This window comes from Pseudomonas sp. SLBN-26, from assembly GCF_006715895.1.
GTDB classification, from domain to species: domain Bacteria; phylum Pseudomonadota; class Gammaproteobacteria; order Pseudomonadales; family Pseudomonadaceae; genus Metapseudomonas; species Metapseudomonas otitidis.
Window position 1 is genome coordinate 2177497 of record NZ_VFOB01000001.1, and the last position, 20710, is coordinate 2198206.

Consider the following 20710-nt stretch of genomic DNA (forward strand, 5'->3'; position numbering starts at 1 on the left):
CTGCTCTGTTTCGGTGGATCTTCCGGTTCAGCGCTTCTGGGTCAGGCTGCGACGCTCGAACTCGACGATGCGCTGGCGGTAATGCTCGATGGTCTGGGCGGTCAGCACGCTGCGCTGGTCGTCCTTCAGCTCGCCGTTCAGTTCCTGGGAGAGCTTGCGGGCTGCGGCCACCATCACGTCGAAGGCCTGCTTCGGGTGACGCGGGCCAGGCAGACCGAGGAAGAAGCTCACCGCACGGGTGCTGAACAGGTCGATGTCGTCCAGATCGAAGGTGCCGGGCTTGACGCCGTTGGCCATGGAGAACAGCACCTCGCCATTGCCGGCCATGCTCTCGTGGCGATGGAAGATGTCCATCTCGCCGAAACGCAGGCCGCTCTCGAGGATGTTCTGCAGCAGGGCGGGCCCCTTGAAGCCGCCTTCGTCGCGGGCGACCACGTTGATCACCAGCACTTCCTCCACGGGCGGCAGGTCCTGGACCTTGGCCGGGCGCGCCGCCTTGGCCGCTGCGGCCTCCTCGACGGGGGTCAGCAGGGTCGGCACCGGCTCGTCCAGCGCCAGGTCGCCCTGGCGTGGCTCGTTGCGGCGCTTGTTCAGTTCCTTGGCGCTCATGCTGGGCAGGTCTTCCTCGTCCAGCAAGGGCTCCCCACGTTCGCGAACGCGGGCCGGTCCGAGGAGGTTGGGGTCCTCCCCGTCATCGGGAAGGTTGGAGAAGCTGCGGTCGAGCTTGAACTTGAGCTTGCCTTTGCCGCCACTCATGCGGCGCCAGCCATCGAACAAAATGCCGGCGATTACGATGACGCCGATGACGATCAGCCACTCGCGCAGACCGATTTCCATTAATCCTGTGTCCCCTGGTCAAAAAATATTCTGATAGTGATGAAGAAAGGACATCCGGTCCTCTGAAAACGTGGCGCCCAACTCCATGTTCCCAATGGCGTTTTCCACGTGTCAAAAAAATTGGGCATTAAGCTAGCACGGCCAGCCCAGCAGAGAAACCTCTGATCACGAGGCCTGCAGGGCAACCCGGGCGGCATTGCCGGCCGGGCGTGTCAGGCCTCTACGAGGGAAAGCGCCTCCTCGACATCCACGGCGACCAACCGTGAGCATCCCGGCTCGTGCATGGTCACGCCCATCAACTGGTCGGCCATCTCCATGGCGATCTTGTTGTGGGTGATATAGATGAACTGGACCTTCTCCGACATTTCCTTGACCAATCGTGCATAACGGCCGACGTTCGCGTCGTCCAGCGGCGCATCCACCTCGTCGAGCATGCAGAACGGCGCGGGGTTGAGCTGGAAGATGGCGAACACCAGCGCCAGCGCGGTAAGGGCCTTCTCGCCACCGGACAGCAGGTGGATGGTGCTGTTCTTCTTGCCTGGCGGACGCGCCATGATGGCAACCCCGGTGTCCAGCAGGTCTTCGCCGGTCAGCTCCAGGTAGGCGTGCCCACCACCGAAGACCTTCGGGAACAGCGCCTGGAGGCCGGCGTTGATCTGGTCGAAGGTTTCCTTGAAGCGGTTGCGGGTCTCCTTGTCGATCTTGCGGATGACGTTCTCCAGCGTGTCCAGCGCCTCCACCAGGTCATCGTTCTGTGCGTCCAGGTAGCGTTTGCGCTCGGACTGCTGCTGGTATTCGTCGATGGCCGCCAGGTTGATCGGACCCAGGCGCTGGATGCGCGCGGCCAGTCGCTCCAGCTCCTCGTCCCAGGCGGGCTCGCTGGCGCCCTCGGGCAGCGTGGCGAGTACGCCGTGCAGGTCGTAGCCGTCTTCCAGCAACTGGTCCTGCAGCGCCTTGCGGCGCACGGTCAGGGCCTGCCACTCCATGCGTTGCTGTTCCAGCTGGCCGCGCAGCAGTTGCGACTGCTGCTCGGCCTGGGTGCGGCGCTTCTCGGCGTCGCGCAGTTCGCGGTCGGCATCCTCGAGGGCGAGCCGGGCGAGCTTGAGTTCGTCTTCCACCGCCATGCGCCGTTCCAGCAGCTCTTCCAGCTTCATGCGCAGCTCTTCCAGCGGGGCGGCGCCCTCCTCCAGGTTGAGGCTGAGCTGCTCGCGACGCTCTTCGAGGCGTTCGAACTGCTGGCTGAGGCGCTCCAGGGCCTGGCGTGTCGAGTCGTGCTGGGCCCGCAGGGAGCCCAGGCGCACGGCCAACTGGTGGGCCTGGTCCTTGTGCTGGCGAGCCTCCTGGCGGATGCGGTCGAGGCGTTCGCGCAGGTCATCGCGCTCAGCCAGCAGGCGTTCGCGCTGCTCGGTGTCGGTGGCCATGGCGTCCAGAGCGTCCTGCAGCACCAGGCGGGCTTCGCCCAGCTGCTCATGCTCCAGGGCACGCTGTTCATCAAGTTCGGCCAGCTCCGCTTCCAGGCGCTGGCGACGCAGGTTGAGCTGCTCGACCCGCGCCTGCTGGGCAGACAGGCGGGCCTTCACCTCGGACAGGCGACGCGCCTCGTCCTGCACCTGGCGGCGTTGTTGTTCACGGGTTTCTTCCTGCTGGCGCTGCTGGTCCCGCAGGGTTTGCAGGGCCTCGTCGAGGCGCTCCAGGGTGGCTTCGCGCTCGTCACGCTCGGCGTGCAGGCGCTCCAGCTCCTGGCCACGGGCCAGCAGGCCGCTTTCCGCTTCGCTGGCGCGACGGACGCGGAGGAAGTTGCGCCCGACCCAGTAGCCATCGCGGCTGATCAGGCTTTCGTCAGCGGCCAGCGCGGCGCGGCCGGCCAGGGCCTCGTCCAGGCTCTCCACCGGACGCACGCGGCCGAGCCAAGGGGCCAGGTCGAGTCGTGACTCCACCTTGTCCAGCAGGCTACCGGCGATTCGTGCACCGCCTTGGCCGGCGGCCACCAGGCGCAGGTCGCCTTGGCTGAAGCCCGCCAGGTCGAGTCCCTGGAAATCATCCAGTTGCACGGCCTGCAGGTCCGCCCCGAGGACGGTCTCCACCGCCAGTTCCCAGCCCGCCTCCACCCGCAGGCCTTCGGCCAGGCGCGGGCGCTGGTCGAGCCCATGCTCACGCAGCCAGTCCGCCGTGCCAGCGCCGGGGTCGAGGGCGGCCTGCTGCAGGGCTTCCAGCGAGGCGATGCGGCCGTTGAGGCGCTGCAGCTCGCCCTGGGCCTGCTGCTGGGCCTGGCTGGCGCGCTGCAGTTCATCACGCAGCTGCTCCAGGCGCTCCACCAGGGCCTCTTCGGCGGCCTGCAGGGTTTCCAGTTCCAGCTCGCCAGCGGCGGCCTGTTCATTCAATTCGAGGATGGCCGCGCTCTCGGGGTCGGCGGCCAGCTGGGTACGCTCATCCGCCAGGCGGCGCTCGCGCTCCAGCACGCGTTCGAGGCTCTGTTCCAGCTGCTGGATGCGCGCCTGCTGCACTTCGGCCTGGCGCCGGGGCTCGGCGCTACGCTGGTTGAAGCCGTCCCAGCGCTCCTGCCAGCCCTGCATGCCGGCCTCGGCCTCTTCGAGCTGGGCGCTGGCCTCTTCGGCGGCGGCGGCGCTGAGTTCCTGCTCGGGGATGAGCATGTCCATCTCTTCGCCGAGGGTCGCCAGCAGGGTGCGGTCATGCCCCAGGTGGGACTCGGTCTCCTGGCGGGCGCGCTCGGCGTCACGCAGGTCGTCCTGCAGTTGCCGCTGGCGCTGCTGGCCGTGCTGGATGCTCTGCTCGACCCGGGCGATGTCACCGCCCACGGAATAGAAGCGGCCCTGCACCAGGTTGAAGCGCTCGGACAGCTCGTGGTGGCCGTCACGCAGGCGCTCGATGGCGGCGTCGGCGTTGCGCTGCTCGGCCACCAGTGCCTCGAAGGCCACCTCCTGGCTGCCGATCACACCCTCGCGCTGGCCCACCTGCTCGTTCAGTGCCTGCCACTTGAGGGCGGACAGCTGGGCCTTGAGCTGGCGCTCCTCAGCCTTGTACTCCTGGTACTTCTCCGCCGCCTGGGCCTGCCGGTGCAGACGGTCGAGCTGGCGCTCCAGTTCTTCGCGCAGGTCGGTCAGGCGCGCCAGGTTCTCGTGGGTGCGGCGGATGCGGTTCTCGGTCTCGCGGCGGCGCTCCTTGTACTTGGAGATGCCGGCGGCTTCCTCGATGAAATTGCGCAGGTCCTCGGGCTTGGCCTCGATGAGCTTGGAGATCATCCCCTGCTCGATGATGGAGTAGCTGCGCGGCCCCAGGCCGGTGCCGAGGAAGATGTCGGTGATGTCCCGGCGGCGGCACTTGGTGCCGTTGAGGAAGTAGGTGTTCTGGCCGTCACGGCTGACGCGGCGGCGAATGGAAATCTCGGCGAAGGCGGCGTACTCGCCCACCAGGGAGTTGTCCGAGTTGTCGAAGATCAGCTCGATGCTGGCCTGGGCCACCGGCTTGCGGGTGTTGGAGCCGTTGAAGATGACGTCGGTCATCGACTCGCCGCGCAGGTTCTTGGCCGAGCTCTCGCCCATCACCCAGCGCACGGCGTCGATGATGTTGGACTTGCCGCAGCCGTTGGGGCCCACCACCGCCGACATGTTGCTGGGGAAGTTGACCGTGGTGGGGTCGACGAAGGACTTGAACCCGGCCAGCTTGATGCACTTGAGCCGCATGGGCGCCTCTCCCGGTCAGTGGCGTCAGTGGCCGGCCAGAGCGGCGAGCACCAGCTGGCAGTTGTGCTGGCCGTAGCCCACCAGCACTTCGCGGATGCGCGCCAGGTCGCGGCCGATCACCGCCTTGAGCAGCTCGGCGAAGGCGGCCATGAACTGCGCCATCTCGCCTTTGCGCTGCTCCAGCGCCAGGTGGTAGGTGCGGCTGATGGCCGGCAGCAGGTTCTCCACCGTCTCCTCCAGGTAGGGGTTGTCGGCGAAGGCATAGGCCGCGCGCATGATGCTGAAGCTGGAATCGACGAAGCCGCTGATGTCGTGGTCCTGCAGGTTCTGTTCCAGGCGCTGCTGGATGGCCAGGAAAGGCGCGAGGTCCTCTTCGCTCTTCCAGCGCTGGGCAACGGCACAGCCCAGCAGGATGTACATCTCCATCATCAGTGCGTAGAGGCTCTGCACATGGTGCGGGGTGAGCTCGGACACCTGGGCGCCACGGTGCGGCAGGATGGTGATCAGGTGGCGGCGCTGGAGGATCAGCAGCGCTTCGCGCACCGACCCGCGGCTGACGTTGAGGGCCTGGGTGACCTTCTGCTCCTGGATGCGTTCGCGGGCCTTCAGGTCCCCTCGGATGATGCGTTCGGCGAGGTGGTGGGCGATCTGTTCGGCGAGGCTGTCCGGTGCCTTGAACGTCATGGTTTTCCTTCGGTCTTGGCTGTGGGGGTCGATCAGGCGCCCTCGGGGTCCGGCGCAGCGGGCTGGTCGGAAGGGATCATGCACGAGGGATCTGCGCAGGACGCGGCAGGGGGCGAAGTGTAACACAGGGTGTTACCCGTCGAAGGTGACAGACGGCGGGCATTCAGACCTAAAGGTCGGTCGCTCTGCACCGGGTTGGGGCGCAGGATTGTCTGACAATCCTGGAATAACCCACCCACCTGCACGGACGGAGCCCACCATGTTCGAACGCCTGCCCTCCAACTGGATGATCGCCCTGAAGAAGGTCGGCTACTGGATCTGGCTGATCCCCGTGGCCGGCATTCCCATGAGCTACTACTGGTCGCTGGGCAGCGACCACCCCAATGCCTGGCCCTGGCTGGTGATCACCATCGTCTTCGGGGTGATTCCGTTCCTCGACTTCATCGTCGGCCGCGACCCGGCCAACCCCGACGAGTCAGACGACGTGCCGTTCATGGAGGGCCAGGGCTACTACCGCTTCCTCAGCCTGATGACCCTGCCGCTGCTGCTGCTGATGCTGGCCTGGAGCGGCTGGGTGTTCGTCCACCACCCGGACTGGAACTGGGTGGGCAAGCTCGGCTGGGTGCTCTCGGTGGGCACGGTGATGGGCGCCATCGGCATCACCGTCTCCCACGAACTGATCCACAAGGACCCGCTACTGGAGCAGAGCGCTGGCGGCATCCTGCTGGCGGCGGTGTGCTACGCCGGTTTCAAGGTGGAGCACGTGCGCGGCCACCACGTGAACGTCTCCACCCCGGAGGATGCTTCCTCCGCCCGCTTCGGCCAGAGCCTCTACCAGTTCCTGCCCCACGCCTATAAGCACAACTTCCTCAACGCCTGGAACCTGGAGGCCCAGCGCCTCAAGCGCAAGGGGCTGCCGGCGCTGCACTGGCGCAACGAGCTGGTGTGGTGGTACGCCCTGAGCGCCGCGATGCTGGTGGGTTTCACCCTCGCCCTGGGTTGGCTGGGCGGGGTGTTCTTCCTGGTGCAGGCGGCGATGGCCTTTACACTGCTGGAGATCGTCAACTACGTGGAGCACTACGGCCTGCACCGCCGCAAACTGGACAACGGCCGCTATGAACGCACCAGTCCGGCGCATTCCTGGAACAGCAACTTCCTGCTCACCAACCTGTTCCTCTTCCACCTGCAGCGCCATTCGGACCACCACGCCTACGCCAAGCGCCGCTACCAGGTGCTGCGCCATTTCGACGACAGCCCGCAGCTGCCCAACGGCTATGCCGGGATGATCGTCCTGGCGCTGTTCCCGCCGCTGTGGCGCGCCGTGATGGACAAGCGGGTGCGCGCCTATTACGCCGGTGAAGAACACCAGCTGACCGACCAGCAACAGGTCGCCTGACCCCGCCCTTACCCCCTCGTCACCCCCAAGCGCCCCGCCCCAGAGCGGGGCGTTTGCATTCCGGTCTACCCTTGTTCCAGCGCCCCGGCACGGCACTTGCAGTACAGCCCGCATGATTTTCTGACTTTCAGGTCAGAAAAATATTGACCGAAAAGTCAACGGACTCTAAATTCGCGGCCATACGAGCCCTCGTAAACAACAATAAAGTGCCTGGAGGTCTTCCTTGATCCAGTTTCTACTCAACCGGGAGCTGCGCACCGAACATGCGCTCGACCCCAACGTCACGGTGCTGAACTACTTGCGTGAGCACCTGGGCAAGACAGGAACCAAGGAGGGCTGCGCCTCCGGTGATTGCGGCGCCTGCACCGTGGTGGTGGGCGAGGTGGTCGACGACCGCATCCGCTACCGCACCCTCAATGCCTGCCTGACGTTCGTCTCCTCGCTGCACGGCAAGCAGCTCATCACCGTCGAAGACCTCAAGCACAAGGGCCAGCTGCACAGCGTCCAGCAGGCCATGGTGGACTGCCATGGCTCCCAGTGCGGCTTCTGCACACCCGGCTTCGTCATGTCGCTGTTCGCCCTGCAGAAGAGCCGGGCCGCCTCCGGCAGCACCGGCTACGACAAGGCACAGACCCTGGAAGCCCTGGCCGGCAACCTGTGCCGCTGCACCGGCTACCGCCCGATCCTCGATGCCGCCGAGCAGGCCTGCTGCCAGGCACAGCCCGACCAGTTCGACGCCGCCGAAGCCGAGACCCTCGCCCAGCTCAAGGCGATTGCCCCGCGCGACACCGCCGAGCTGAACAGCGGCGACAAGCGCTGCCTGGTGCCGCTGACCATCGGCGACCTGGCCGAACTCTACGTTTCCAACCCGCAGGCCCGCCTGCTGGCCGGCGGCACCGACCTGGCCCTGGAAGTCACCCAGTTCCACCGCGAGCTGCCGGTAATGATCTACGTCGGCCACATCGACGCCATGAAGCGCATCGAGACGGATGCCGACTTCATCGAGATCGGCGCCGCCACCCCGCTGTCCGACTGCTACGAGACCCTGTCCCGCGAGTACCCGGATTTCGGCGAACTGCTGCACCGCTTCGCCTCCCTGCAGATCCGCAACCAGGGCACCCTCGGCGGCAACATCGGCAACGCCTCGCCCATCGGCGACGCGCCGCCGCTGCTGATCGCCCTCGGCGCCGAGATCGTCCTGCGCAAGGGCAACCAGACCCGTACCCTGCCGCTGGACGAATACTTCCTGGACTACAAGGTCACCGCCCGCCAGGAGTCCGAGTTCATCGAGAAGGTGCGCGTGCCCCGCGCCCGCAAGAACCAGGTGTTCCGCGCCTACAAGGTCTCCAAGCGCCTGGACGACGACATCTCTGCCGTCTGCGCCGCCTTCAACCTGGTGATCGAGGACGGCGTGGTGCGCCGCGCCCGCGTCGCCTTCGGCGGCATGGCCGGCATCCCCAAGCGCGCCAGCGCCTGCGAACAGGCCCTGGTCGGCTCCGCCTGGTACCCGGGCACCGTCGAGCGCGCCTGTGAAGCCCTGGCCCAGGACTTCAGCCCCCTCACCGACTTCCGCGCCAGCAAGGAATACCGCCTGCTGGCGGCCCAGAACCTGCTGCGCAAGTGCTTCCTCGAACAGCAATCCCCAGCCGTCGAAACCCGGGTGACCGCCTATGTCTAAGCACCATTTCAAGACCCAGGAAGAACTGGCGGCGCTGTTCCGTGCCGACATCACCACCGGCGTCGGCAAGAGCGTCAAGCACGAGAGCGCGCCCAAGCACGTCACCGGCGAAGCGGTGTACGTCGACGACCGCCTGGAGTTCCCCAACCAGCTGCACGTCTATGCCCGCATGAGCGACCGCGCCCACGCGCGCATCGTCCGCATCGACACCCGCCCCTGCTACGCAATCCCCGGCGTGGCCATCGCCATTACCGCCGAGGACGTGCCCGGGCAACTGGACATCGGCCCGGTGGTAGCCGGTGACCCGCTGCTGGCGGACGGCAAGGTGGAATACGTCGGCCAGGTGGTGCTCGCCGTGGCTGCCGACAGCCTGGAAACCGCACGCAAGGCCGCCATGGCCGCCCTCATCGAGTACGAAGACCTGGAGCCCGTGCTCGACGTGGTCGATGCCTACCGGAAGAAGCACTACGTGCTCGACCCGCACCAGCACAAGCGCGGCGACTCCGCCACCGCCCTGGCCGCTTCGAAACACCGTCTGCAGGGCCACCTGCACATCGGCGGGCAGGAGCACTTCTACCTGGAGACCCAGATCTCCTCGGTGATGCCCGGCGAAGACGGCGGCATGATCGTCTACACCTCCACCCAGAACCCCACCGAAGTGCAGAAGCTGGCGGCCGAAGTGCTGGGCGTGCCGATGAACAAGATCGTCATCGACATGCGCCGCATGGGCGGCGGCTTCGGCGGCAAGGAAACCCAGGCCGCCGGCCCGGCCTGCCTCTGCGCGGTGATCGCCCACCTCACCGGCAGGCCCACCAAGATGCGCCTGCCGCGCATGGAAGACATGAGCATCACCGGCAAGCGCCACCCCTTCTACGTCGAGTACGACATCGGCTTCGACGACCAGGGCCTGCTCACCGGCATCGAACTGCAACTGGCGGGCAACTGCGGCTATTCGCCGGACCTCTCCGGCTCCATCGTCGACCGCGCGATGTTCCACTCGGACAACGCCTACTTCCTCGAACACGCCACCATCAACGGCCTGCGCTGCAAGACCAACACCGCCTCCAACACCGCATACCGCGGCTTCGGCGGCCCCCAGGGGATGGTCGCCATCGAAGAGATCATGGACGTCATCGCCCACCACCTGGGCAAGGACCCGCTGGCGGTGCGCAAGCTCAACTACTACGGCAAGGACGAACGCAACGTCACCCACTACTACCAGACCGTCGAGCACAACCTGCTCGCCGAGATGACCGCCGAGCTGGAAGCCAGCGCCGAGTACGCCCAGCGCCGCGACGCCATCCGCGCCTTCAACGCCCAGAGCCCGGTGCTGAAGAAAGGCCTGGCGATGACGCCGGTGAAGTTCGGCATCAGCTTCACCGCCACCTTCCTCAACCAGGCTGGCGCGCTGATCCACGTCTACACCGACGGCAGCATCCACCTGAACCACGGCGGCACCGAGATGGGCCAGGGCCTCAACACCAAGGTCGCCCAGGTGGTGGCCGAAGTGTTCCAGGTGGACATCGCGCGCATCCAGATCACCGCCACCAACACCGACAAGGTGCCCAACACCTCGCCGACGGCCGCCTCCAGCGGCACCGACCTGAACGGCAAGGCCGCGCAGAACGCCGCCGAGACCATCAAGGGTCGCCTGGTGGACTTCCTCGTCGGGCACTTCAAGGTCACCCCCGAGGACGTGGAGTTCAAGAACAGCCAGGTGCGCGTGCGCGACCAGTACCTCGCCTTCGAAGAGGTCATCCAGCTGGCCTACTTCAACCAGGTCTCGCTCTCCAGCACCGGCTTCTACCGCACGCCGAAGATCTACTACGACCGCGACAAGGCCGCCGGCCGCCCCTTCTACTACTTCGCCTACGGCATGGCCTGCTGCGAAGTGCTGGTGGACACCCTCACCGGCGAGTACAAGATGCTGCGCACCGACATCCTCCACGACGTCGGCGCCTCGCTGAACCCGGCCATCGACATCGGCCAGGTGGAAGGGGCCTTCGTCCAGGGCATGGGCTGGCTGACCACCGAAGAGCTGGTGTGGAACGCCAAAGGCAAGCTGATGACCAGCGGCCCGGCCAGCTACAAGATCCCGGCCATCGCCGACATGCCCATCGACCTGCGGGTGAAGCTGGTGGAGAACCGCAAGAACCCCGAGCAGACGGTGTTCCACTCCAAGGCCGTGGGCGAGCCACCCTTCATGCTCGGCATCGCCGCCTGGTGCGCCATCAAGGACGCCGTGGCCAGCCTCGCCGACTACAAGGCCCACCCGCAGATCGACGCACCGGCCACCCCCGAGCGCGTGCTCTGGGGCGTCGAGCAGATGAAAGCGCTGCAACGCAAGGCCGAGGCCCCCAGCAACGCCCACGTGGAGCCTGCCTGAGGGCAGCCGGGAGGCGACCGATGAACCCACGTCCGACCCTGCACGACACCCCGGCCCGGCCGGCAGCCGCCACCGACACGCCTCGCCCCGGCGAGCGTGACGACTGGCGCCTGTCCCGCTCGCGCCGCCCGCTGCGCAACTGGAGGCTGAGCCGATGAGCTGGATCAACGCCCTTGCCGAGCTGCAGCAGCGCGGCGAACCCAGCGTGCTGGTGACCATCATCGAAGAGCGGGGCTCCACGCCTCGCAACGCCGGCTCGAAGATGGTGGTCACCGCCGAGCGCATCTACGAAACCATCGGCGGCGGCCACCTGGAGTTCAAGGCCATGGCCATCGCCCGGGAGATGCTCGCGAGCGGCAGCCGCGACACCCGCCTGGAGCGCTTCAGCCTGGGCGCCAGCCTCGGCCAGTGCTGCGGCGGCGCCACCGTGCTGCTGTTCGAGCCGATGGACCAGCCCCAGGCGCAGATCGCCCTGTTCGGCGCCGGCCACGTCGGCCGCGCCCTGGCCCCACTGCTCGCCAGCCTGCCGTGCAAGGTGCGCTGGATCGACTCGCGGGAAAGCGAATTCCCCGAGCAGATTCCCACCGGCGTGGAGAAGGTGGTGAACGACGAGGTGGTCGACGAAGTCGACGCCCTGCCCTCCGGCAGCTACTTCATCGTCATGACCCACAACCACCAGCTGGACCTGGAACTGACCACCGCGATCCTCAAGCGCAACGACTTCGCCTACTTCGGCCTCATCGGCTCGCGCACCAAGCGGGTCAAGTTCGAGCACCGCCTGCGCGAGCGCGGCTTCGCCAGCGAAACCGTGCAGCGCATGCGCTGTCCCATGGGGCTGGCAGAGGTCAAGGGCAAGCTGCCGGTGGAGATTGCCATCTCCATCGCCGGTGAGATCATCGCCACCTACAACGCCACCTTCGGACAGAAGGACAATGGCCAGGACGTGAAGAAGGGAGAAACGGTCGCCCGGCTGGTGCCCAGCTCCCGCCGCGAACAGGCCTGACCAGACCACATAACGGAAAGCGGGCGGCCACCCCGGCGCCCGCTTTTCCACGCCCGCGCGAAACGCGGGCCCTCAAGTACCGCATTGACCGACGAGACTGCCATGACCCGCTTGACCGCCTACCGCTCCGCCCTCCTCCACAGCATCGCCGACCCCGCCGAGGTGGGCGTCGAGGCCTCCTACGAATACTTCGAGGACGGCATCCTGCTGGTGGAGGATGGCCGCATCGCCCGCATCGGCCACGCCCGCGACCTGCTGCCCCAGCTCGACGGCGTGGAGATCCGCGAATACCCCGACGCGCTGATCACCCCCGGCTTCATCGACACCCACATCCACTACCCGCAGACCGGCATGATCGCCTCCTACGGCGAGCAGCTGCTGGACTGGCTGAACACCTACACCTTCCCCACCGAGCGCGCCTTCGCCGACCCGGCCCACGCCCGCGAAGTGGCCGACCTGTTCCTCGGCGAGCTGCTGCGCAACGGCACCACCACCGCCCTGGTGTTCGGCACCGTGCACGCCACCTCCGTTGATGCGTTCTTCGAAGCCGCCCAGGCGCTGGACCTGCGCATGATCGCCGGCAAGGTGCTGATGGACCGCAACGCCCCGGACTACCTCACCGATACCGCCGAATCCGGCTATGCCGACAGCAAGGCGCTGATCGAGCGCTGGCACGGCAAGGGCCGCCTGCACTACGCGGTGACCCCGCGCTTCGCCCCCACCAGCACCCCCGAGCAACTGGAGCTGGCCGGCAAGCTCTACGGCGAATACCACGGCCTGTACATGCACACCCACCTCTCCGAGAACAAGGCGGAGATCGAATGGGTCAAGTCGCTGTTCCCCGAGCGCAAGGGCTACCTGGACGTCTACGACCACTACCGGCTGATCGGCGAGCGCTCGGTGTTCGCCCACGGCGTGCACCTGTGCGACGAGGAGTGCCAGCGCCTGGCCGAAACCGGCTCTGCCGTGGCCTTCTGCCCCACCTCCAACCTGTTCCTCGGCAGCGGCCTGTTCGACCTGCAGAAGCTGGAACAGCATGGCGTGCGCGTGGGCCTGGGCACGGACGTCGGCGCCGGCACCAGCTTCTCCCAGCTGCAGTCGCTGAACGAGGCCTACAAGGTCATGCAGTTGCAGGGCAAGAAGCTCGACCCGTTCAAGTCCCTCTACCTCGCCACCCTGGGCGGCGCCCGCGCGCTGTACCTGGACGACCACATCGGCAACTTCCAGGCCGGCAAGGACGCCGACTTCGTCGTCCTCGACTACCAGGCCACCCCGCTCATGGCCTACCGCATGCAGCAGGCCCGCAGCCTGGCGGAGAAGCTGTTCGCACTGACCATCCTCGGCGACGACCGCACCGTGAAGGAAACCTTCGCCGCCGGCCGCTCGGTGCACCAGCGCGCCTGAGGTTTTCGCACACGCAGAAACGCAACGGGGGGCCAAATGGCCCCCCGTTGCGTTGCAGCAGTGCGGATCAGTCTTCGCGGTAGCGACGCAGCTTCAGCGACTTGCCCGCCACGCGGGTGTCCTTCAGCTTGCCCAGCAGGCGATCCAGGCCCTCTTCGGGCAGCTCGATCAGGCTGAAGGTCTCGCGGATCTGGATACGACCGATGGCTTCGCGCGCCAGGCCACCCTCGTTGAGGATGGCGCCCAGCAGGTTCTTCGCGGCGATGCCGTCGCGGGTCCCCAGGGCGGTGCGGCAACGCACGCGGCCTTCGCCGACCGGCAGCGGCGCACGACGCTCGCGGTACTCACCGCGCTCGCCACGCTCACCGTCACGCTCACGGCGCTCGCGGGGCTGGGGAGCACCCGGCACCAGCGGCTGCTCGCGCTCCACGTCCGCCAGGTTCAGCGACTGGCCGTTGGTGGCCTTGCGCAGCAGCGCAGCGGCCAGGGCACGCGGGCTGCAGCCGATGTCGGCGATCAGGCGGTCGAGCAGTTCGCCATGACTGGCCTCGGCGTCGGCCACCAGGGGGGCCAGGCTGTTGGTCAGCTTCCGGATCCGTGCATCCAGTACCTGGGGTGCGGTGGGCAGGCGGACTTCGGCGACCTTCTGGTTGGTCACGCGCTCGATCACCTGCAGCATGCGGCGCTCGCGCGGGGTGACCAGCAGCAGGGCACGGCCCTCACGACCGGCACGGCCGGTACGGCCGATACGGTGCACGTAGGACTCGGGGTCGTACGGCATGTCCACGTTCACCACGTGGGTGATGCGCGGTACGTCGATGCCGCGGGCGGCGACGTCGGTGGCGACAACGATGTCCAGGCGACCGTCCTTGAGGGACTCGATCACGCGCTCACGCTGGTTCTGGGCGATGTCGCCGTTCAGCGCAGCGGCCTTGTAGCCCTTGGCTTCCAGGGCGGAGGCCAGGTCCAGGGTGGCCTGCTTGGTGCGCACGAAGGCGATCAGCGCGTCGAACTCCTCGACTTCCAGCAGGCGCAGCACGGCACCGACCTTCTGGTCGGCGTGGACCATCAGGTGGGCCTGCTCGATGCGGGCCACGGTCTGGGTCTTGGCAGCGATCTTGACGTGCTGCGGCTCTTTCAGATGACGCTCGGCGATCGAACGGATCGACGGCGGCAGGGTGGCGGAGAACAGCACGCTCTGACGGCTTTCCGGCAGGGCCTCGAAGATCACTTCGAGGTCTTCCATGAAGCCGAGCTTGAGCATCTCGTCCGCTTCGTCCAGCACCATCTGCTGCACGGTGGCGAGCATCTTCTCGTCACGGCGCAGGTGGTCGCACAGGCGGCCGGGGGTGGCCACGATCACCTGGGCGCCTTGGCGCAGGGCCTTGAGCTGCGGGCCCATGGGCGCGCCGCCGTAGACGGCCACGACGTTCAGGCCGGGCATCTGCTTGGCATAGGTTTCGAAAGCGGTGGCGACTTGCAGTGCGAGCTCGCGGGTCGGTGCCAGGATCAGCGCCTGCGGCTCACGTTTGGCCGGATCGATACGGGAAAGGATCGGCAGCGCGAAGGCTGCAGTCTTGCCGGTACCGGTCTGGGCCTGGCCGATCATGTCGTGCCCGGCGAGGATCACCGGAATCGACTGGGCCTGGATGGGGGAAGGCTCTTCGTAGCCCACTGCAGCGATGGCAGCGAGAACATTGGGGTGAAGGCCGAGCGCGGCGAATCCGCCGATATCCTGGGTCATGGGTATGCCTCATGTGCATCCGCAAAGACCCAAACCCAAAGCTGCATATGCCGAAAGACCTTGTGGGTCACCCTGGCAGCCTGGGAGAGAATTTGCGAGTTGCTTATTGGTTGGAGTGTTACGTCTAGGGTAGTCCGCGATGCGGACGGTGCAGCTGAAGGCGAATGCCCCGAAAGATGCAGTTCCTGAACGGGGCCCGGTTTAGGGCCGGCGCGCATCATACAGTAAAAGCTGACAAGCGCGCAGCGTTTTTCTCACGCAAAGCGCCAGACGGCTCTGGTCGCATGGACAACGCCACACACAGCGGCTATATCCTCCGAGCCCCCGCCCCTTCCCTCCGAGGACCGCCTCCATGTCCCACGCCCAAACCGGCCGCGTGACCCGCGAACAGCGCGGCCACATTCTGCTGCTCGGCCTCGACCGCCCCGCCAAGCGCAACGCCTTCGACCAGGCGATGCTCGACGACCTGGTGCTGGCCCTGGGGGACTATGAGCGGGACGACGAGGCGCGCTGCGCGCTGGTGTTCGCCCACGGTGAGCACTTCACCGCCGGCCTCGACCTGGCCAACGTGGCCGAGACCTTCCGCAACGGCTGGCAACTGCCCGAGGGCGCCGTCGACCCCTGGGGCACCTTCGGCGGCCCGCGCCTGAGCAAGCCGCTGCTGGTGGCCGTGCAAGGCTACTGCTTCACCATCGGCATCGAACTGATGCTCGCCGCCGATATCAACCTCTGCGCCAGTAACACCCGCTTCGCCCAGATGGAAGTCCAGCGCGGCATCTTCCCCTTCGCCGGTGCCACCCTGCGCCTGCCCCAGGTGGCCGGCTGGGGCAACGCCATGCGCTGGCTGCTCACCGGCGACGAATTCGACGCCCACGAAGCCCTGCGCCTGGGCCTGGTGCAGGAGGTGCTGGCCAGCGAAGAGCTGATGCCCCGCGCCCTCTGGCTGGCCGAGCGGATCGCCGCACAGGCGCCGCTGGGCATCCGCGCCACCCTCGCCTCCGCACGGCAGGTGGTGAACGAGGGCGAACTCGCCGCCGCCCGTGCCCTGCCGGCAGTCGCCCAGCGCCTGCTGGCCTCGGAGGACGCCCAGGAAGGCCTGCAGGCCATGCTGGAACGGCGCCCCGGCGCCTTCAAGGGACGCTAAGGCCATCGCACCGCTGCTGATCCTGCTGCCGGGCCTGGACGGCAGCGGCCTGCTGTTAGAGCCCCTGCTCCAGGCACTCGACGGGCGCCTGGACTGCCAGGTGCTCGGCTACCCGACGGTGGCGCCCCAGGACTACGACAGCCTCGCCGAATGGGCAGAACACCAACTGCCGAAAGACCGGCCCTTCATCCTGCTCGGTGAGTCCTTCTCCGGCCCCGTCGCGTTGAAGCTGGCCCTGCGCCGCCCACCCGGCCTGAGGGCTCTGGTGCTGGCCTGCAGCTTCGCTCATCGCCCTCGTCCGGGCATCGCCCTTCTTTTACCGCTGATCCGCCGGATGCCCCTCGACGCCGTGCCGGGTTGGCTGCTGCGCTTCGCCCTGCTGCGTGCCAACGCGCCCACATCGACCCTGGCGGCCCTGCGCCACAGCCTGTCCCTGGCACCGCCGGCCTGCCTTGCCTCGCGCCTGCACGCCGTCGCCACGGTGGACCTGCGTGCGCGCCTGGGCGAGCTGCAGGTTCCGCTGCTGTACTTGCAGGCCCGGCAGGACCGGTTGGTGCCGGCACGGGCCGCACGGGCAGTAGCCCAGCGCACCCGAGTCTTCGGCCTGGTCCGCCTGGACGGCCCCCATGCGCTGCTGCAAGCCCACCCCCTGGCCTCGGCGGAAGCCATCGTGGCGTTCTCCCGGCTGCACCTGGGTGTGAACTGATCGCTGGGAAGAGATGACCGCCGTCACCCTCCACCCTCCCGGAGCTTTTCTATACTCGCTGCACCACCTCGGACCGGACCGCCCTGTGCCCGCCAAAGCGCCCTGGATCATCGCCCTGCTCTGCCTCGCATTCGGCCTCCAGGCACAGCCACGCCAGGTGGAGCTGTACCTGCCCGATGCACCACCGCTGACCCTGGTCCAGGACGCCAAGGGCCACGGCATCGTCGGCGACGCCACGCTCCTCGCGCTCAAGCGCGCCGGCTACCGGGTGCGCATCCGCGTCGAGCCCTGGGCCCGGGCGCAGAAAACCGTCATGGACGGCCGCGACCTGCTGATCATTCCCCTCTCCCGTACGCCCGAGCGCGAAGCCCATTACACCTGGGTGGCCCCGGTCATGGCGCTGGACCGGGTGTTCTTCAGCCTCGACGAGCCGGTGAAGAGCTTCGAGGAAGCGCGCCAGCGCTACCGGCAGATCGGTGTGGGGCTGGGCACCGCCCAGAGCGACATCCTCCACCGCGAAGGCTTCGCCGACGAACAGATCCGCCACCTTGTGCTGGGCGACAAGCCCGCCCAGCTGTTGCTGATGGGGCGCATCGACGCCTGGTTCACCGGCGTGACCGAAGGGCTCTACATCTGGCCCCAGGTCACCGACCGCAAGCTGCACATGAGCCCGCCCCTGGCCACCACCGACCTCTACATCGCCTGCTCGCGCCAGTGCGACCCGCAGCTGACCGACGCCGTCGCCCACGCCATGCAGGCCCTGCGCGACGAAGGCCGGGTGCAGCGCATCCAGAAGCACTACCTGCCTGGGGTGCAGTGAACGGGAACGCCCTGCCCGCGAGCAGGTGTCAGAAATGCTTGCCCGGATCTTCCGGCGGCGTTTCCTCGGGCAGCTCCTCCAGCTTCAGCTCCAGGCCCCAGCTGGCTGCGTCCTGGGTACGGGTCGCGGCCGGTGGCGGGGTGGGTGCGGCGGCGGGAGCGGGCGTCGGTGCGGGAGCCGGGCCGTCGCGGTAGAGCTTCAGCTTGAGGCGCAGGTTGTTGGCGGAGTCGGCATTCTTGATCGCCTCGTCCTCGCTGATGGCACCTTCCACCACCAGGTCGAACAGCGCCTGGTCGAAGGTCTGCATCCCCAGGGCCTTGGACTTTTCCATGATCTCCTTGATGGAGCTGAAGTCACCGCGCTTGATCAGGTCGCTGATGGTGGAAGTGCCCAGCAGCACCTCCACCGCCGCACGGCGCTTGCCGTCGGAGGTGCGCACCAGGCGCTGGGAGACGAAGGCCTTGAGGTTGTTGCCCAGGTCGTTGAGCAGCTGCGGCCGGCGCTCCTCGGGGAAGAAGTTGATGATGCGGTCCAGCGCCTGGTTGGCGTTGTTCGCATGCAGGGTGGAAATGGCCAGGTGGCCGGTGTCGGCGAAGGCCAGGGCGTGCTCCATGGTCTCGCGGTCGCGGATCTCGCCGATGAGGATCACGTCCGGCGCCTGGCGCAGGGTGTTCTTCAACGCCGCGTGGAAGCTGCGGGTGTCCACCCCCACCTCGCGCTGGTTGATGATGGATTTCTTGTGCCGGTGCACGTACTCCACCGGGTCCTCGATGGTGATGATGTGCCCGCCGCTGTTGCGGTTGCGGTAGTCGATCAGCGCCGCCAGGGAGGTGGACTTGCCGGAGCCGGTGCCGCCGACGAAGAGCACCAGGCCGCGCTTCTCCATCACCACCTTGAGCAGCACCTCGGGCAGCTTGAGGTCCTCGAAGCGGGGGATGTCCAGCTTGATGTTGCGCGCGACGATGGAGACCTCGTTGCGCTGCTTGAAGATGTTGATGCGGAAGCGCCCCACGTTGGGCACCGAGATCGCCAGGTTCATCTCCAGCTCATGGTTGAATTCGACGCGTTGCTCCGGGTCCATGATCGACTCGGCGATACGCGCCACGTCCCCCGGCTTGAGCGGGTCGGCGCTCAGCGGCTTGAGCACGCCGTTGAACTTGGCGCAGGGCGGCGCGCCGGTGGACAGGTAGAGGTCCGAGCCATCCTGGGAGGCAAGGACCTTCAGCATCGAAGGGAGATCCATGGGGCGTGTATCCGTGGGGCGGGACAAGGTAACGGTAGGCGAATTTCGCCAGTGGGCACGGCGCGTGCCGTGAAGGCGACGAACTGTATGGCCCGGCCCGTGGCTGGCACAATGAACGGCTCCACAAACCAAGAGGAAATCCCATGGCCAAGGCCCTTGCCCGCCACATCCTGGTCAAGACCGAGGCGGAAGCCGAACAGATCAAGCAGCGCCTGGCCAAGGGCGAGGACTTCGCCGTGCTGGCGAAGAAGCACTCCATCTGCCCGTCCGGCAAGCGCGGCGGCGACCTGGGCGAAGTGCGCCCCGGACAGATGGTGCGGGTGATCGACCAGGTGATCTTCAAAAAGCCGGTGCGCACCATCCACGGCCCGGTGAAGAGCCAGTTCGGCTATCACCTGGTGCAGGTGTTCTTCAGGGACTGAAACAGTCCTACGCGCACCGTCGAGGCATTCCCCCTCCTCCATCGGCCAGCCCCTCCGGAAGCACCGATGGCCTTCCGCTACCGTGGGCGGCTTTCGAATCTGATAGAGGAAGCCGACCATGTGGTTTGCCAGGAAGAAGCCGGCCGCGCCGCCCGTATCGCTGGGAGAGCTCGAGCTGCGGGCCATCCGCAACGCCATGGCGATGATCGAGTTCAGCCCGGACGGCACTATCCTCGACGCCAACGCCGCGTTCCTCGGTGTCGTGGACTACCAGCTGGACAACGTACTGGGGCGCAACCACAGCCTGTTCTGCACCCCGGAACTGGTGCGCAGCCCGGCCTACGAGGAGTTCTGGCGCCGCCTGCGGGCCGGCGAACACTTCAGCGACCGCTTCATGCGCCTGACCCGCAGCGGTCGCCAGGTGTGGCTGGAGGCCACCTACATGCCGGTGCTGGATGAAGCCGGCCAGACCATCCGCATCCTCAAGGTCGCCACCGACATCACCCGCCAGCTGGAAGCCGAGCACGTCCACGAGAGCTACGTGAACGCCATCAACCACGCCATGGCGGCCATCGAATTCGACCTCGAAGGCAGGGTGGTGGGCGCCAACGCCAACTTCCTCGGCCTGATGGGCTACAGCCTCGACGAGGTGCAGGGCAAGCACCACAGCCTGTTCTGCTGCCCGGACGAAGCCAGCGGCAGCGACTACCAGCACTTCTGGGACCGCCTGCGCCACGGCGAGTACATCTCCGACCGTTTCCGCCGGCTCACCCGCTCCGGCAGCACCATCTGGCTACGCGCCACCTACAGCCCGCTGTACGACTCCACCGGCCGCCCCTACGGCGTGGTCAAGTTCGCCACCGACATCACCCCGCAGATGCTGCGGCGCGACACCGAGGCCGCCGCCGCGCAGCTGGCCCAGGACATCGCCCGGGAAACCGACATCACCGCCGACCGGGGCACCCGCACCGTCGCCGAGACGGTCCAGGTGGTCACCGAGATCGCCGACGACCTGGCCGCCGTGGCCGGGCAGATCGAAGGCCTCAACCAGCAGTCGGAGCAGATCACCAATATCGTCCAGGTGATCCGCTCCATTGCCGACCAGACCAACCTGCTGGCGCTCAACGCCGCCATCGAGGCCGCTCGCGCCGGCGACCAGGGGCGCGGCTTCGCGGTGGTGGCCGACGAGGTCCGCCAACTGGCCTTCCGCACCAGCCAGGCCACGGTGGAGATCAAGGCCGTGGTGCAGCAGAACCAGAGCCTGGCGCACGATGCCGTGACCGGCATGGCCACCACCCAGAGCCGCGCACAGCGTGGCGTGGAGCTGGCCAACCAGGCCGGCACGGTGATCAATGAAATCCGCTCCGAAGCCCAGCGCGTGGTCGACGCCGTGGCCCAGATCGCCCTCTCCTACACCGACTGACAGCCACCTGCGGAGCCCCTCCGGACGGCGCCCGTCAACCCGGGGGGACTCCGATTGTTCGTACAGCAGCCGTACAGCCAATCTCATCTACGCTTGGCTTCGAGCCTGGACGGCTCCAA

General features: G+C 67.2%; 15 protein-coding genes and 2 pseudogenes. 12 read left to right on the forward strand and 5 right to left on the reverse strand.

Features of this window, described 5'->3' with window-relative positions; all coding sequences use genetic code 11:
- Positions 1–27: 27 nt before the first annotated feature.
- The 3 genes from zipA to FBY21_RS09990 form a co-directional block, all read right to left on the reverse strand.
- A complete protein-coding gene (gene zipA / locus FBY21_RS09980; RefSeq protein WP_074967626.1) occupies positions 28–837 on the reverse strand; it encodes a cell division protein ZipA in 810 nt (269 codons plus the stop codon).
- A 212-nt stretch (positions 838–1049) separates the two neighbouring features.
- On the reverse strand, positions 1050–4538 hold the full coding sequence (gene smc, locus FBY21_RS09985; protein WP_074967625.1) for a chromosome segregation protein SMC: 3489 nt from the start codon (positions 4536–4538) through the stop codon (positions 1050–1052).
- A 24-nt stretch (positions 4539–4562) separates the two neighbouring features.
- Positions 4563–5222, reverse strand: a complete 660-nt coding sequence (locus FBY21_RS09990; RefSeq protein WP_074967623.1) for a GntR family transcriptional regulator — start codon at positions 5220–5222, stop codon at positions 4563–4565.
- A 259-nt stretch (positions 5223–5481) separates the two neighbouring features.
- Between FBY21_RS09990 and FBY21_RS09995 the strand changes: the two genes are divergently transcribed.
- The 6 genes from FBY21_RS09995 (at position 5482) to guaD (ending at position 13089) form a co-directional block, all read left to right on the forward strand.
- A complete protein-coding gene (locus FBY21_RS09995; RefSeq protein ID WP_044412809.1) occupies positions 5482–6618 on the forward strand; it encodes an alkane 1-monooxygenase in 1137 nt (378 codons plus the stop codon).
- A 223-nt stretch (positions 6619–6841) separates the two neighbouring features.
- Positions 6842–8296, forward strand: a complete 1455-nt coding sequence (xdhA, locus tag FBY21_RS10000) for a xanthine dehydrogenase small subunit (RefSeq protein WP_044409069.1) — start codon at positions 6842–6844, stop codon at positions 8294–8296.
- Positions 8289–10682: a xanthine dehydrogenase molybdopterin binding subunit gene (gene xdhB / locus FBY21_RS10005; protein WP_142010741.1), complete on the forward strand. Its 2394-nt coding sequence runs from the start codon at positions 8289–8291 to the stop codon at positions 10680–10682. Before xdhA ends, xdhB begins: the two co-directional genes overlap by 8 nt.
- Positions 10683–10702: 20 nt before the next feature.
- The gene (locus FBY21_RS29410; protein WP_160158591.1) at positions 10703–10840 is read left to right on the forward strand and encodes a hypothetical protein; all 138 of its coding nucleotides are present in this window, start codon (positions 10703–10705) and stop codon (positions 10838–10840) included.
- The gene (xdhC, locus tag FBY21_RS10010) at positions 10837–11685 is read left to right on the forward strand and encodes a xanthine dehydrogenase accessory protein XdhC (RefSeq protein WP_142010743.1); all 849 of its coding nucleotides are present in this window, start codon (positions 10837–10839) and stop codon (positions 11683–11685) included. Before FBY21_RS29410 ends, xdhC begins: the two co-directional genes overlap by 4 nt.
- Positions 11686–11787: 102 nt before the next feature.
- Positions 11788–13089 (forward strand): guanine deaminase, encoded by a 1302-nt coding sequence (gene guaD / locus FBY21_RS10015; RefSeq protein WP_142010746.1) that lies wholly within the window; start codon positions 11788–11790, stop codon positions 13087–13089.
- A 67-nt stretch (positions 13090–13156) separates the two neighbouring features.
- Here the strand turns inward: guaD and FBY21_RS10020 are convergent, their stop codons facing one another.
- The gene (locus tag FBY21_RS10020; protein ID WP_044409057.1) at positions 13157–14833 is read right to left on the reverse strand and encodes a DEAD/DEAH box helicase; all 1677 of its coding nucleotides are present in this window, start codon (positions 14831–14833) and stop codon (positions 13157–13159) included.
- A gap of 352 nt (positions 14834–15185) precedes the next feature.
- Between FBY21_RS10020 and FBY21_RS10025 the strand changes: the two genes are divergently transcribed.
- The 3 genes from FBY21_RS10025 to FBY21_RS10035 all read left to right on the forward strand — a co-directional run bounded on the left by FBY21_RS10025 (position 15186) and on the right by FBY21_RS10035 (position 17503).
- Positions 15186–15977 carry a crotonase/enoyl-CoA hydratase family protein gene (locus tag FBY21_RS10025; protein WP_044409054.1) on the forward strand — a complete coding sequence of 264 codons (792 nt, stop codon included), beginning with the start codon at positions 15186–15188 and terminating at the stop codon, positions 15975–15977.
- On the forward strand, positions 15874–16683 hold the full coding sequence (locus FBY21_RS10030; protein WP_142010749.1) for an alpha/beta fold hydrolase: 810 nt from the start codon (positions 15874–15876) through the stop codon (positions 16681–16683). Before FBY21_RS10025 ends, FBY21_RS10030 begins: the two co-directional genes overlap by 104 nt.
- 85 nt (positions 16684–16768) lie before the next feature.
- A complete protein-coding gene (locus tag FBY21_RS10035) occupies positions 16769–17503 on the forward strand; it encodes a substrate-binding periplasmic protein (protein WP_253543699.1) in 735 nt (244 codons plus the stop codon).
- Between the two features lie 28 nt (positions 17504–17531).
- Here FBY21_RS10035 and FBY21_RS10040 read toward each other — a convergent pair whose 3' ends face one another.
- Positions 17532–18746 carry a PilT/PilU family type 4a pilus ATPase gene (locus FBY21_RS10040; RefSeq protein ID WP_174244726.1) on the reverse strand — a complete coding sequence of 405 codons (1215 nt, stop codon included), beginning with the start codon at positions 18744–18746 and terminating at the stop codon, positions 17532–17534.
- Between the two features lie 143 nt (positions 18747–18889).
- Here FBY21_RS10040 and FBY21_RS10045 point away from each other — a divergent pair, with 143 nt between their 5' ends.
- From FBY21_RS10045 to FBY21_RS30255, 3 genes and pseudogenes are all read left to right on the forward strand, one after another.
- The gene (locus FBY21_RS10045; RefSeq protein WP_044409048.1) at positions 18890–19168 is read left to right on the forward strand and encodes a peptidylprolyl isomerase; all 279 of its coding nucleotides are present in this window, start codon (positions 18890–18892) and stop codon (positions 19166–19168) included.
- Between the two features lie 202 nt (positions 19169–19370).
- A pseudogene (locus tag FBY21_RS30250) lies at positions 19371–20030 on the forward strand (PAS domain-containing protein); the annotation flags it as partial.
- Positions 20031–20150: 120 nt separating this feature from the next.
- A pseudogene (locus FBY21_RS30255) lies at positions 20151–20591 on the forward strand (methyl-accepting chemotaxis protein); the annotation flags it as partial.
- Positions 20592–20710: the final 119 nt, after the last annotated feature.